The following is a 14,249-nucleotide window of genomic DNA, read 5'->3' on the forward strand; positions in this document are numbered from 1 at the left end:
CAATGAACATTTTTAAACGCATATTTAGAATAGGACAAGCGGAAATACATTCGGTTGTCGAAAAAATGGAAGATCCTATTAAAATGACTGAACAAGGAATTCGCGAAATGCGAGACGACTTGAATCAATCTTTAGAGGCTTATGCAAAAGTAAAAGCAATGGCTATTCGTTCTCAAAATAATGTCGAAAAAAAGAAATTAGAAGCTGCTGATTACGAAAGAAAAGCAATTATTTTATTAGAAAAAGCAAATCGAAATGAAATTTCTATCGATCAAGCTGAAAATTTAGCAAAGGAAGCGCTTGGTCTTAAAAATCAATTATTAGAAGAAATAACTGAGTTAGAAAATCAAGTTATTATTCATGAAAAATCAGCGAACGAAGTTCATAAAAATGTTGAAATTTTAAAGTTTAATATCAACAAATGGGAAAATGAATTAGCAACTTTAAAAGCACGTGTAAAAGTAGCTGACGCAACAAAATTAGTAAACAAACAAATGGCTAAAATTGATGCAAATAGTACAATTAGCATGCTTGAACGTATGAAAGAAAAAGTAGAAGAAGATGAAGCATTAGCACAAGCTTATGGATCGATGTCTACACAAAACAAATCGGCTGATGATCAAATAAATGAAACATTGAAAGGTGATTTAATTCAAAATGAATTGGATGCTTTAAAATTAAAGATTAATACGAAAGAAGAATAAAAATCAATAAAAGATATTTTATTTTCAACACGTTAACCACTTCTTGATACATTTATTTAATATCTTTAAATTATGTTACAACCAAAATCATACAATTAATTTAGCTATGACAAAATTCGAATACAAAACGATTGAAATTAAGTCAAACACTGGACTATTCTCAGTTTCTATCAATCAAGAACAGTTAGATAAATTATTTAATAAACACGGATCTGAAGGTTGGGAATTAGTATCATCTACTCCATTATCAAACAACGGAGTTACATATCGAATTTATTACACTTTTAAAAGACCAATTTAAATCAATAAAACAACCACTAAATGACAGAAATTTTAAATCTACTTTTTAATCCACTACCTAACGGAATCATGAGTATTTTGATGGGTTTCTCATTGGTTTACTGGGTTTTTCAGTTAATAGCAGGAGACGGAATTGATTTAGGAACTGATTCTGATATTCATATCGGCGATGTAAACGATGTAGATACTCCTGATGATATCGATGCTGATCATCACCACGAGGCGGATGCAGATGTACATCACGAACCTTCTTTTTGGGCAAAATGCTTAGAATTTATAAACGTTGGTAAAGTACCATTAATGGTCATTATTACTTTATTCAAATTTATTGGTTGGGTAATTACAATTGTTTCTACAACCCTTCTTGGGTTAGGTAAAATGGGAATTGCTTCTGTTTTTATTTTAATACCAATTTTTATCATCGTTTATTTTATTATGCATTGGGTTACAAAACCATTGGTAAAAATGTATGCAGAATTGGGTTACCACGGCGAAGAAGAAACAGATTTTATTGGTAGAATTGGTAAAACAAAATCATCAATAGAAGGTGATAAAATTGGTTCTGGAGAATTTAGAATTAATCAAGATATTATTACGCTGAATATCAAAAGTCAAACGGGCGAAAAAATAGATTTTGGCGACACAGTTATTATTACCGACGAAGCCACTTCGCATCACTATTATTACGTCATCAAACAAATAACCTTAAACAATATTTAACCTAAAAATGACATTATTATTTCAACTTTTTTCATTTCTTATACAAGAAATTTTAATCACCATTATTCCATAAAAAATTATCTAAAAATTTAATAAACACACAATGACAAATTTTATTTTATTAGCAGTAGGTGTAATTATTTTCATCTTTATTGCCTTTATTGTAGTATTAAGCATATTTTATAAAAAAATTCCGCAAGGTAAAGCCATCGTTCGTACGGGTGTTGGTGGTTCGCAAGTTGCCTTTAACAAAGGAATGTACGTAATTCCTGTTTTTCATAAAATGGAAATCATGGATATTTCGATCAAAAAAATTGACATTGCTCGTCAACAAAATGATGGATTAATTTGTAAAGACAATATTCGTGCAGATATCAAAGTTGCCTTTTTTGTTCGCGTTAATAAATCTGTAAATGATGTAATTAATGTTGCTCAAAATTTAGGTTGTGAGCGCGCAAGTGATCCAGAAACTTTAAAAAGTATTTTCGAAGCTAAATTCTCAGAAGCTTTAAAAACCGTTGGTAAAAAATTCGATTTTATAGAATTATATGAAGCGCGTCGCGAATTTCGTGATGAAATTTTAAATATCATCGGAACAGATCTTAATGGCTACATTTTAGATGATTGTGCGATTGATTATTTAGAGCAAACAGAATTACAATTTTTAAGTCCTGATAATATTTTAGATTCAGAAGGAATCAAAAAAATTACAGAATTAACGGCTCAACAAAACATGAATGCCAATTTAATTCGTAGAGAAGAAGAAAAAGTAATCAAAAAACAAAACGTAGAAGCGCGCGAAGCTATTTTAGAATTAGACCGACAATTAGCTGAAAAAGAAGAACGTCAACGCCGAGAAATTGATAATATAAAATCGCGCGAAGATGCAGAAATCAATAAAGTTCGCGAAGAAGAACGTCTAAAATCAGAAACTGTTCGTATCTCGACAGAAGAGCAATTGGCTGTTCAGGAAGAAAATAAACTGCGTCAAATTATCATCGCAGAAAAAAATAAAATTCGTACAGATGCTATCGAAACAGAGCGTGTTGAAAAAGATAGAGCTTTAGAGCAAACAGAACGCGAGCGTATTGTAACATTAGCGCAAATTGATAAAGAACGTTCTATAGAGATTGAGAAAAAGAACATTCAGAACGTTATCAAAGAACGTGTACAACTAGAAAAAGGAGTTGTTGAAGAGCAACAAGGCGTGAAAGATGTTGAAGTTTTTCGTGAAGTAGAACGTCAAAAACAAGCAGGTGTAATTGCTGCATCTCAAGAAGCAGAAGAAAATTTAATTACAACTGTAAAAGCAGCAGAAGCAGCTAAAATTGCAGCTGAACAAGAAGCGGCTCGTAAAGTAATAGAAGCTGACGCTGAAAAACAAGTTGCAGAACGTAAAGCACAAGAATTATTAATTGATGCGGAAGCTAAAAAAGAAGCAGCTGTAAAAGAAGCAGAAGGACGTAAAATAATTGCAGAAGCACAAGCAAAAGAAGATGCTGCATTAGGTTTATCTGAAGCAGAAGTGATGATTGCAAAAGCAGAAGCGCAAGAAATACAAGGAACAACAGAAGCAAATATCATCGAGAAAAAAGCTGAAGCAATGCGAAAAGAAGGTATGGCACAAGCAGATGTTGTACGTGAAAAAGCATTAGCAGAAGCAAAAGGTATCGAAGAAAAAGCAGCTGCAATGAAGCAATTAGATGGTGTTGGAAAAGAGCACGAAGAATTTAAATTACAGTTACAAAAAGAAAAAGATGTCGAATTGGCACAAATCAATATTCAAAAAGATATTGCTGGTGCACAAGCAGAAGTTTTATCGCAAGCGCTTAAATCTGCGAAAATTGATATTGTTGGTGGCGAAACAATGTTCTTCGAGAATATTGTTAAACAAGTTTCAAATGCAAAAGGTTTTGATCATTTAATTGACAATTCTAAACATGCAACTGACATTAAAAATGCATTAATTGATCCAAACGGAAACAATGATTTAGCGGACAAAATAAAAAGTTTAGCCGATAAATATGGCATTTCTACAAACGATATTAAAAATTTAACTATTACGGCGGCTTTAATCAAATTACAACAAGCGGCTTCTAATTCGGGTGATCAAAACGACACAAGTTTCATCAATTCGTTGTTCGGAATTGCAAATCAATTGGGAATTTCGAATAAGAAAATTGGTTAATCCGTAGAATTTAATCAATGCAAGAAGAAAAAAATATAAAAATTACTGACACGCTTGATGCGGGTGCTTATGAAATTATCAGAAAGCGACTTCTTACACAAAAAGAAGCGCTTTCTGAACAATTAAGCAAACTGAATAATGAACGTAAAGAAGTTTTTAATTCAACTAATTTTGTTCTCAAAGCAAATCAACGCATCACAACCGAAAATACGTGTGTCGCGCGCGGTATTATTGCCTTCGACCAACTGTGTATTTTTGGTTACAACGTGCATTTTGGCTTGCGTACAGATATACAATTAAGTGATGTTTTTAGTATTTATCAATTTCAAGAAGATCAATTTTTACCACAAAATTTAGATTTAATTAATGATCAAAATTTTGTGTCAGATTTTCAGAATTTGTACAAATATTACCGCGATTCTATCTTTTCTAAATTCAGAAAAACAGATAATTATCTGTACATGATTTTTCAAACCAGTAAAAATGCACAAGATTTAAAAGCATTTAAATGGCTGATAAAGGACGGACAATTAATTTACCAAGATGATCGCAGCATACACGAAGTAAAAAAAGCAGATCAATATGATTTTGATTGGAATAAAACATCGTTAGAAGATCGTCGTTTAGGAAAACATCCACACATTTCTATTCTTGATAAAGTTTTTATCGAAGCAATTGGTGGCGATATTACCTTTAAAATTGAAGATAATACCGATTCTGGAAAAGGAATTTACACAGAAAAAGTAACCAATATTGACCAACAATTAGATGATGCCGAATATTATTATGCCGATTTAGGCAATTTAATTGCAATTAAAATAAAGCCTTTTCAAGAAGATTTTAGAGCCTTTATTTTTAATGTTCGTACCAAAGAAGTTATTAACATTCCAGCATTATTAGATTCTGCGATTCTTTTACCAGACAATCAAGGTTTAATTTTTTCAAATGGATATTATCTTCAAAACGGAACGCATCATATTTTTGAAAACAATGTAGAAAACGTTCAATTTTTTAGACGAATTAATTCACCAAACGGCGAAGACTTCATGTATATTTTCAATCAAGAAGATACCAATACATACGTTCTTTTGTCGTACAATATCATTCAGCAAAGTGTAGAAACACCAATTATTTGCAATGGTTTCACCATTTTTCAGGACGGAAGTTTAATTTATTTTCGAACAGAAGAAGAAGCAACGCGTCATCATCAAGTTCAAATTTGGGAAACACCTTATTTGCAACGATTAATAGAAAACAAAGAAAAAACGGCGCATCCACTTTACAAAATCGGGAATAAAGATATTGTAAAGGCAATGGCAGAAGCGCAAGAAGTTATTCAATTAATCAACAAAGAAGATTCTTACGAAGGTTTATACGAAGACATTGTCCGAAAATCTACAAATTTAATTGATGGTTATTTTTGGATTAATACCAAAGATACTTTTGAACTTTCTGTACCATTACAAGAAATAAAAATTGTTGCAAATACAGCGATTGATGAATTTGCAAAAGTGCAAACGCAGAAAAAATTTGCACAAGAAACGTTAGAAAAGACAGAAATTAAGCTTGACGAAATTGTTTTTAAGGTAAATAGTACAACTTATCAACAATTGGATACTTTGGTTAATCACCTTTCTGAAGCGCGAAAATTGCAAGGAGAAGTCATCGATTTACGTTCTATTCGCTATGTTAACTTAGATAAAGTTCAAAATTTAGAAGATCAATTAAATCAAATCAATAAAAATCTTTCGGAAAAAACGATTGAATTTCTTTTGTTAGACGAAGCTTTAATTCCGTACGAGCAAAAAGTTAGCGAACAAAAAAGTTTGGTTGATGCGATTGAGAAAGTAATTGATGCAAAAAAAATAGAAGAAGCGTGTTTGCAAATTTCAGCTGAATTAGAATTATTGATTGATATTCTAAACAGTTTAAAAATTGACGATGCAACGCAAACAACTAAAATAATTGAAAAAATATCGTTAATTTTTGCTTCTTTAAATGAAGTTAGAGCCCAATTAACGCGAAAAACAAATGCACTAAAAAGTAAAGAAGCAATTGCAGAATTTTCTGCACAAATAACTTTACTAGAACAAAGTGTTGTTAATTTTTTAGAATTATCTACAACTGCAGAAAAAACAGAAGAATACAACACCAAAATTATTGTTCAATTAGAAGAATTAGACAGTAAATTTTCTGATTTTGATGATTTTGCATTAAAAATCGCAGATAAACGCGACGAAATTATCAAAGCGTTTAATGCTAAACGCGAGCAATTAGTTGAACAAACCAATAAACGAACAAATTCTTTAGAACAAATTGGTTTACGCGTCTTAAAAAACATCGAAAATAAAGCCAAAACTTTTTCGGCAAAAGAAGATATTTTAGCTTTTTATTCTTCGGATTTGATGATTGATAAAGTTCGTCAATTGATTCAAGAATTAAAAGATTTTAAAGACGTTTCGAAAGCTGAAAATCTAGAAAATTTATTAAAAAAATCGCAAGAAGATACACTTCGTGTTTTACGTGATAAAAATGAATTGTTTGTTGACGGACAAAATATTATTGCGTTAGGACAAAATAAATTTACGGTTAATAATCAGGCTTTAGCGCTAACTTTATTGAACCGAAATAACGAATTATTTTATCATTTAACGGGAACAAGTTTTTATCAAAAGGTAAAAAACGAAGAAATTTATACGTTTCAACCAATTTGGGAGCAAGAAGTAATTTCGGAAAATAAACTTGTTTATCGAGCTGAATATTTAGCTTATCAAGCATTTTCAGCTCGAAATAACCATGATTTTGATGCAGAAAATTTCATCAATCAAACCATCGAGCAAAACTATTCGGAAGGTTATATAAAAGGTGTTCATAATTTTGATGCATTACGCATTTTCCAAAACCTTGTTCAGCTTAACGATAAACTTGGGTTATTACACTTTGATGTTTCTACGCGCGTTACAGCACAATTATTTTGGCACTCTTTGAGTGAAGAAGTTCAAACAAAAATAAAAGCATTATTAATTTCGGCTCAATCAATTTTAAAGAATTTTCCAAATTCAACTCGTTTTCAGAATATCACAACCGAAATAGAAAATCAGTATATAAATTGGGAAACAGATTGGAATAAATCAACTACAACTCCTCAAAATGTTGCAGATTATTTGTTTAAAACTTTTACTAAATTTCAAGCATTTTCTATTAGCGAAACAGCCGATTCTTTTAAACAAGAATTTATTCGTCAATTGGAAACGAAACAAAATTTGAACGATTATAACCAAATTATTACTGATGAACATTTTGATTTAACGGAAAAATTTTATTTGATTGAGAATTGGATTCTTTCTTTTATTGATGAAAATACCAACTTTAGTAATTATCGTTCAGTTGTAGAAGAAGTTGTCTTGTTACTTTTATTTCCGAAAGATGAAATTAAATTATCTTTTGGAAAAAGTGAAACCGAAATTGATGATTTAAAAGGAAATCATGCCGTTATAATTGATGGAAAATATATGTTGAATTATCATCAATTCATTCAAAAACTAAATCATTTTATTGCGGTTGATGTTCAAAATTTTAAGAATTTTCAACAACTGAAAGAAAGTTTGGTAAAAAAGTATGAAAATGATCTAAAAATCAACGAATTTGAACCAAAAGTTTTAACATCATTTGTTCGTAATAAATTAATAAACGAAGTTTATTTTCCTTTAATCGGAAATAATTTAGCCAAACAATTAGGTGCAGCAGGCGATAATAAACGAACTGCGCGTATGGGAATGTTGTTGTTAATTTCGCCGCCAGGTTACGGAAAAACAACTTTGATGGAATATTTAGCCAAAACAATGGGTTTACATTTTGTTAAAATTAATGGTCCTACAATTGGACATTCTATCACTTCAATCGATCCGACTGAAGCGAAAACTTCTGGCGAAAGAGAAGAATTAAAAAAAATAAATCTGTCATTTGAGATGGCTGATAATGTAATGTTGTACTTAGACGATATTCAACATTTAAGTGCAGAATTTTTACAGAAATTTATTTCTCTTGCCGATGGACAACGAAAAATAGATGGAATTTTTGACGGAGAAAGCAAAACTTACGATTTGCGTGGAAAACGTTTTTGTATTGTTATGGCTGGAAATCCATATACAGAAAGTGGTTCTAAATTTCAGATTCCAGACATGTTAGCCAATCGTGCGGATGTTTATAATTTAGGAGATGTAATTGGCGATACAGAAGCTTTATTCAATCTAAGTTTAATTGAAAATGCCACAGGAGATAATCCTTATTTAGATAAAATTGCTTCAAAAAGTTTGAATGATTTTTACAAATTAACCAATTATGTGATAGAAAAATCAGAACAAATACCAGATTTAGAAGGCAATTACTTAAAACAAGAAATTGATGATTTTGTGGCTGTTTTAAAACATGTTATTAAAATTAGAAATGTTGTTGTAAAAGTCAATCAAAATTATATTTCGAGTGCTGCAATGCAAGATGATTATAGAACAGAACCAGCTTTTAAAATGCAAGGATCATACAGAAATATGTCTAAATTAGTTTCGAGAATCGTTCCGATGATGAATGATAAAGAAATTGATGAAGTTATTTTATCACATTACGAAAGCGAATCGCAAACATTGACTTCCGATACTGAGTCAAATTTATTAAGACTAAAAGAAATTGCTGGATTAATGAATTCCGAAGAAAAAATTCGTTGGGAATCAATCAAAGAAACCTATGTTAAAAATAATAAATTAGGCGGTTTAAATAAAGACGATAAAGTTTTTGCGCAACTTGTAGAGTTTAATGAAAACTTAGAAGGAATTATAAAAGCTATTCTAAAAAATTAATAATCAAATATTAAAAAACAAAAACCACTTCAATAGAAGTGGTTTTTTTATTATATTTAAAGAATCAACCTCATCTACTATGAAAATTTTTATCTCCCAATTTTTATTACTTTTATCGATAACTTCATTTGCTCAAGACACTATTTATTTTGACAAAGATTGGAAACCTTCATCCAAAAATAATCATTCGTTTTATCGTCCAATTCCACTAAAAAAAGTTGGCGATTTAGTTCTGTTAAAAGATTATTACAAAAATGGAACACTCCAATTTCAGGGTTATATTTATCCAAATGATGAAAATAAATATGTTGGCGATGTATTTTGGTATGACGAAAATGGATTTGATAATGGCTTTCGTCAAAATCTAAATAAAAGTTCACAAAAAGAATTAACATATTACAATCTGAACGGTTCTGTTTGGAAAAAAATAACCTACGATAAAAGCGGTGAAAAAAATAAAATAATTGTTTATTTTAAAGAGAAAGAATTGATAAAAGGAGAAATTAAAGACTACAATTATATCGGTAGTTTTTCGCCTGAAAAGCCAAAATCATATTACGAAAATCCTTTCGAAGAATATGATGAAAAAATTATTTCACCACCAACTTACACTACTCCAGCGCCTCCTATTGTCTCGCCAAATGGTTCTTATGAACAAAAAAAAGCGGATGACAAATATTATACAGAAGTAACATATTGGGATAACGGAAAAAAAGCAAAAGAAAAAACAACTAAAAATTATTCAACACTTAAAACTATTTTTTGGGATAAAACTGGAAAAATAATTTCGGAAAACTTAGACGATAACAAAGTTAATTTTGAATATTATTCTAAAAACGAATTTGCCGTTTCGCTTAGATCAAAAAAAGAAATGGTGTCTACAGATAATTCTTATTCGTCTACAGAAACAGAATATTATTTGGATCAAAAACCAGCTAAAATAACAAAACGAACAAACGGAGACAGGACCGAAGTAAAATTGTATCTAGATGGAAAAGAAAATATTTTGAAATACAAAGACGATAAACCTTTTGATGGATTTTTTAACGATACAATTGGCGCAAATATCTCGATTTATCAAATGAAAAATGGTAAGATAATTGGTGAAGCGATCACTAAAAATGCTGAAAACAATCAAATTATTGCAAAAGGAATTTATAAAAATGGAACGCCTGATAATGGTTCTTTTTTCTTAAATACAGACGATAAAATTCAATTATTACGCTATAAAAATCAAAAACAAGAAGGCGTTCAGAAAATATTTGAAAACTATTGGGATTATAATCCTTCAGAAGAATTTGAAATGAAAAATGGTTTATTAGATGGTTATCGAAAAATATATAAAAATGATAGTTTGGTTTACGAAAGTCAATACAAAAATGGGAAACCTTTTGCTGGAACTATTTTAGAAGATGGTCAAAAAAAGACTTATGCAGATGGTTTTCTAACAAAAATTGAACAATTTGCTAATTATTCGGACAATCTTATTTTTATAGAGAAATATGAAAAAGGTCAAATCGAATCTAAAGAATATTTCAATTTTGTTATAAAAGAAAAACCACAAAAAGGTTATAAAGGAACTTTCAAAAATGAAAAACCATTTGAAGGTTATTTTATTAATGTAACTATTTTGAATGAAATTCAGTTGGTTGATTATTACGAAAAAGGTGAATTGAAATACCAATATTCATTTGATTTTATGAATCAATTGGATAATTATGATTTTTATGAATATAACATCAAAACAACTTTCAAAAACGGTAAAATAATCGATGGAATTGAGTATTCTCAAAATGATAGAAATTCTTTAATTGTTACGGGTTACAAGGACGGAAAGCCGAATGTTTTAGATATTAATATTTTTGCGATGCATTATTTTAACCGAATTTCTTTTTCGTTAAACAATAATACACTTACTATAAAAGATTTCGAAAAAAATACGTCTATCAAAATAGAACAAAATACGAAGCAATTATTGGTTTCGATATATGACAAAAATGGAGAATTAATTGCAAATAATCAACAAAAAGAGATAAAAGAAGCAGCCCCAAATTCAATTACATTTTATTTTTTAGAGAACAATAAACTCAAAAAAGAAATAAAAAACATGAGCGAATTTGAGGTTTTGTATGATAGATTGGATAATGGCGTAAATCCACTTTTTGGCTTAATTTACAATGCGATTTCTATTCAGCCAAATTCGTCTGTTCAAGCAATTTTTGATCAATTTCTTAAAAGTTTCAAATCCGAAGGTTTAAAAGGTTTGGAGGATTTAGAAAATCTTTCCTATAGTTTTTCTGATAATTATATATTAATTTCTAGCTTAAGATATGATGAAAATGGAAAGCCAGAAATAGGCACAAAAATAACCGAAAATGGAAGTGAATATTTGGTTGAATTATACATTGATAAAAAAATAAAAACGCAGAAAAAAGCAGCTTCAGTTTCAGAATTAAGCGAAACTATAAAAGAAGTTTTCAAAAATCAATAACAAAAAAAGGTTGTCAAAATTGACAACCTTTTTTATTAAACTTCTTCAAACTTTTCGCCTTTGAAGGTTTTTACAGGATTTCCTCTTGCAATTGTAGCTTGATTGTTCCATTTTTCTTGCACAAGATTCTTGATTTTTTGATTTTCATGTTCTTGTAATTTTAGAAATAATCGCGCAGTTGCTAATTTTTTATTTTGCAATTGCGAACGAGAATCCATCGAAACTACAGCTAAACCGGTGGGAATATGCGTTGCACGAACAGCAGAATTTACTTTGTTTACGTTTTGACCGCCATTCCCGGAACTTCGCATTGTTTGGTAAGAAATTTCTTTTTGATTAATTTTAGATGCGATTGGAATTTCCAATTCAAAACAACCAATAAACCAGTTTTTACGTTGATGAAATTTACGGTACGGACTTTTCCCTATCCATAAAATAGTTCCCAACCAAGTTTTCATAAAAGTGTTTAATTCATCATTTTCTACTTCTACAATTACCGAAGCAAGTTGATTAAAATCTTTGTCTAATTCTCTTTCGATGACATCAATTTTGATCTGATTATCTTCACAATATTTCTGAAAACGTTTAAAAACATTTGTTACCACAAAATTGCATTCTGCAGGACCACGACCCGAAGTGATTTGTATTATCTTTTTCATCTTCTTACTATTTATCCATTCGTACAATTTTTGGCGTAAAAGTTCCTAAAACCTTCACCAATTCAGTTTGTAAATTCATTACCGTTTTGATGTTTTTATATGCAAACGGCGCCTCATCTACACTTCCTCCAATCAACTCAATTCCTGCATCTTTTATTTGAGAATTCAGCAAACTTTTAGTAATTGTACTTTTACATTTTGCTCTCGAAAACTTTCTACCAGCACCATGCGAAGCAGAGTTTATACTCAATTCGTTTCCTAAACCTTCAACAATATATCCATTTGCAGTCATAGATCCTGGAATAATTCCTAGAACTCCTTTTCCTGCTGGTGTTGCTCCTTTTCGGTGTACAATTCGTTCGACTCCATCAACCATTTCTTTCCAAGCAAAATTATGGTGATTTTCAATATTAAAAACGATTCGTTTTCCCAAAGCTTTTGCAATTCTTCGGTGAATATCATCGTGACAAGCTTTTGCATATTCGCCCGCCAAATTCATCGCAGCCCAATATTCTTGTCCATCGTGCGTGTCCAAATCTAACCAAGCCAAATGTTGCACTTGTTTGGGTAAAGGACATTGTTTTGAAGCCAAATACGTGTAATGTTTCGCAATATTTGCGCCCAAACCACGCGAACCGCTGTGTGATAAAACTGCAATATATTCGCCTGGAATAAGGTTCCACTCAGGTTTTACTACATCTAATTTTACAATTCCAAATTCAACAAAATGATTTCCTCCGCCCGAAGTTCCCAATTGTTGATACGCTTTGTTTTTTAAACTTTTCAGAATTGGAATTTCATTAAATAAATCATCTTCAAAAATTTGATGATCAGCTTTAATTTTATGCGTTTCATACATTCCAAATTTCGTTTGCTCATTAAGAATTGAGAGCAACTGATGCGATTTTCCTTTCAAAAAATTGGCAGGTAAATCAAACACAGACAAACTCATTCTACACCCAATATCAACGCCAACACCATACGGAATTACCGCATTATCGGTTGCCAAAACGCCACCAATAGGCAAACCGTAACCCGAATGTGCATCGGGCATCAAAGCTCCTTTTACCGAAATTGGTAATTTTAAGGAATCATACAATTGAAATTTAGCTTGCTCATCAATCTCATTTTCTCCAAAAATAGAAAATGGCGAACGTGTATTTTTTAACTCATGTAAACGAACCTCAACAGGTTTTATCAAACCTTCGGCTACTTTACCCCAAATTCCGTCACCAATATATTTTTCTGGGGCAAGCAAAACCTCTTTTGCCTCATTTATAATTGTTTGTTTTTTTTCTTTTTTTCGATAACGTTGTATTTGTCCTAAAACAATATTTATCGAATTATTTTGTGGAAAACCTAATTTTATAAAGTCTTTCCCTGATAATTTATTTCCCATTATTTATTTCTTTTAGATAACTGATGTTCTTTTTCTATCAGCCTTTCAGCAATTTCTGTTGCCAAAATAGTTTCATTAAAAAACTTTCCTTTCGTAAAAGGTTGTTTTAAAACAGGTCGCCATTTATAACTATAACCACCTCCGTGAATTTTTTTATATAAAATTTTTTTATTTTTTTCTTGCTCCAGAAAAGATTCTACTTCTGCATTTTCTACTTCCAAATCAACAATCAACGGCTTATAATGCGTAATTATATTTGGCCGAATTTTTAAGCAATAGCGCCAAGGTTCTATAAATTCGTAAAACACATATTTGCAATTATATTGTACAGAATATTTTTCTACACGAATAAAATATTGGCGTTCTTTATCTGTTAATATTGATTTTGGACCAGAAAATTCGCAAGGAGTTAACTCTCTTAAACACTGAATGATTGGATGATAAACTCTTTTTCCAAAACGTTTCTTTTTCTTTTGAAACTTTCTCGAATCTGAATACATTTCTGTATTAATTTTCATTAAAAGATTTTCAAAAAACTCAAAATCCTTGGATCTTTTTATATCATCTCGAAGTGTAAAAAATCGCACAAAACCTTTTTGATAAGGTTCTTTCAACGGAACTAGAGAAATTTCTTTTTTCGCTCTAAAAATTTCATTGCTGCGTTTATAATATTTTCTAACTTTTTTTTCTAGATCATTTTTAACTAATCTTTTTTTACGACGTTCACTTTTAAGTCGTGGAAAAAAGACAAATACATCTTCCATTACATTTGTTTGTAATTTTATAAATTGATTGAACTAAACAAATCAGTTCCGGATGAACTGAAAGTGATTTCGAAAGATTTTAGTAAAAATTATTCTGAAAATGATAGAATAGAAAACAAAAAAGCCCGAAATCTAAACTTCGGGCTTCTGATATAAAAAGTAATTTATTTA

9 protein-coding genes are annotated in these 14,249 nt (G+C 30.4%); 6 read left to right on the forward strand and 3 right to left on the reverse strand.

The features are described from left to right. The first annotated feature begins 2 nt into the window (after positions 1–2). From BM072_RS05210 to BM072_RS05235, 6 genes are all read left to right on the forward strand, one after another. Complete coding sequence (locus BM072_RS05210; RefSeq protein WP_092907247.1) at positions 3–704, forward strand: PspA/IM30 family protein; 702 nt, start codon at positions 3–5, stop codon at positions 702–704. A gap of 106 nt (positions 705–810) precedes the next feature. Then, positions 811–1,005, forward strand: coding sequence for a DUF4177 domain-containing protein (locus BM072_RS05215; protein WP_125113514.1), 195 nt, complete (start codon positions 811–813; stop codon positions 1,003–1,005). A 20-nt stretch (positions 1,006–1,025) separates the two neighbouring features. After that, positions 1,026–1,724, forward strand: coding sequence for an OB-fold-containig protein (locus BM072_RS05220; RefSeq protein ID WP_092907251.1), 699 nt, complete (start codon positions 1,026–1,028; stop codon positions 1,722–1,724). A 103-nt stretch (positions 1,725–1,827) separates the two neighbouring features. Further along, positions 1,828–3,912, forward strand: coding sequence for a flotillin family protein (locus tag BM072_RS05225; protein ID WP_092907252.1), 2,085 nt, complete (start codon positions 1,828–1,830; stop codon positions 3,910–3,912). A gap of 17 nt (positions 3,913–3,929) precedes the next feature. Further along, positions 3,930–8,765, forward strand: coding sequence for a DNA repair ATPase (locus tag BM072_RS05230; protein ID WP_092907254.1), 4,836 nt, complete (start codon positions 3,930–3,932; stop codon positions 8,763–8,765). Between the two features lie 79 nt (positions 8,766–8,844). Next, complete coding sequence (locus BM072_RS05235; protein ID WP_092907256.1) at positions 8,845–11,256, forward strand: hypothetical protein; 2,412 nt, start codon at positions 8,845–8,847, stop codon at positions 11,254–11,256. Between the two features lie 35 nt (positions 11,257–11,291). On the opposite strand, the gene prfH is transcribed toward BM072_RS05235, so the two are convergent. Genes prfH through BM072_RS05250 form a run of 3 tightly spaced genes read right to left on the reverse strand, consistent with a single transcriptional unit; the run spans position 11,292 to position 14,078 of the window. After that, on the reverse strand, positions 11,292–11,915 hold the full coding sequence (prfH, locus tag BM072_RS05240) for a peptide chain release factor H (protein WP_177190259.1): 624 nt from the start codon (positions 11,913–11,915) through the stop codon (positions 11,292–11,294). Positions 11,916–11,922: 7 nt separating this feature from the next. Further along, the gene (locus BM072_RS05245) at positions 11,923–13,314 is read right to left on the reverse strand and encodes an RtcB family protein (RefSeq protein WP_092907258.1); all 1,392 of its coding nucleotides are present in this window, start codon (positions 13,312–13,314) and stop codon (positions 11,923–11,925) included. Beyond that, positions 13,314–14,078, reverse strand: coding sequence for a hypothetical protein (locus BM072_RS05250; RefSeq protein WP_092907259.1), 765 nt, complete (start codon positions 14,076–14,078; stop codon positions 13,314–13,316). Before BM072_RS05250 ends, BM072_RS05245 begins: the two co-directional genes overlap by 1 nt. Between the last annotated feature and the right edge of the window lie 171 nt (positions 14,079–14,249).

The organism is Algoriella xinjiangensis (genome assembly GCF_900115015.1).
In the GTDB taxonomy this organism is placed as follows: Bacteria; Bacteroidota; Bacteroidia; order Flavobacteriales; family Weeksellaceae; genus Empedobacter; species Empedobacter xinjiangensis.

Coding starts and splice junctions, on each gene's coding strand:
- BM072_RS05210 (WP_092907247.1), top strand. CDS start 3: ATGAACATTTTTAAACGCATATTTAGAATAGGACAAGCGGAAATACAT.
- BM072_RS05215 (WP_125113514.1), top strand. CDS start 811: ATGACAAAATTCGAATACAAAACGATTGAAATTAAGTCAAACACTGGA.
- BM072_RS05220 (WP_092907251.1), top strand. CDS start 1,026: ATGACAGAAATTTTAAATCTACTTTTTAATCCACTACCTAACGGAATC.
- BM072_RS05225 (WP_092907252.1), top strand. CDS start 1,828: ATGACAAATTTTATTTTATTAGCAGTAGGTGTAATTATTTTCATCTTT.
- BM072_RS05230 (WP_092907254.1), top strand. CDS start 3,930: ATGCAAGAAGAAAAAAATATAAAAATTACTGACACGCTTGATGCGGGT.
- BM072_RS05235 (WP_092907256.1), top strand. CDS start 8,845: ATGAAAATTTTTATCTCCCAATTTTTATTACTTTTATCGATAACTTCA.
- prfH (WP_177190259.1), bottom strand. CDS start 11,915: ATGAAAAAGATAATACAAATCACTTCGGGTCGTGGTCCTGCAGAATGC.
- BM072_RS05245 (WP_092907258.1), bottom strand. CDS start 13,314: ATGGGAAATAAATTATCAGGGAAAGACTTTATAAAATTAGGTTTTCCA.
- BM072_RS05250 (WP_092907259.1), bottom strand. CDS start 14,078: ATGGAAGATGTATTTGTCTTTTTTCCACGACTTAAAAGTGAACGTCGT.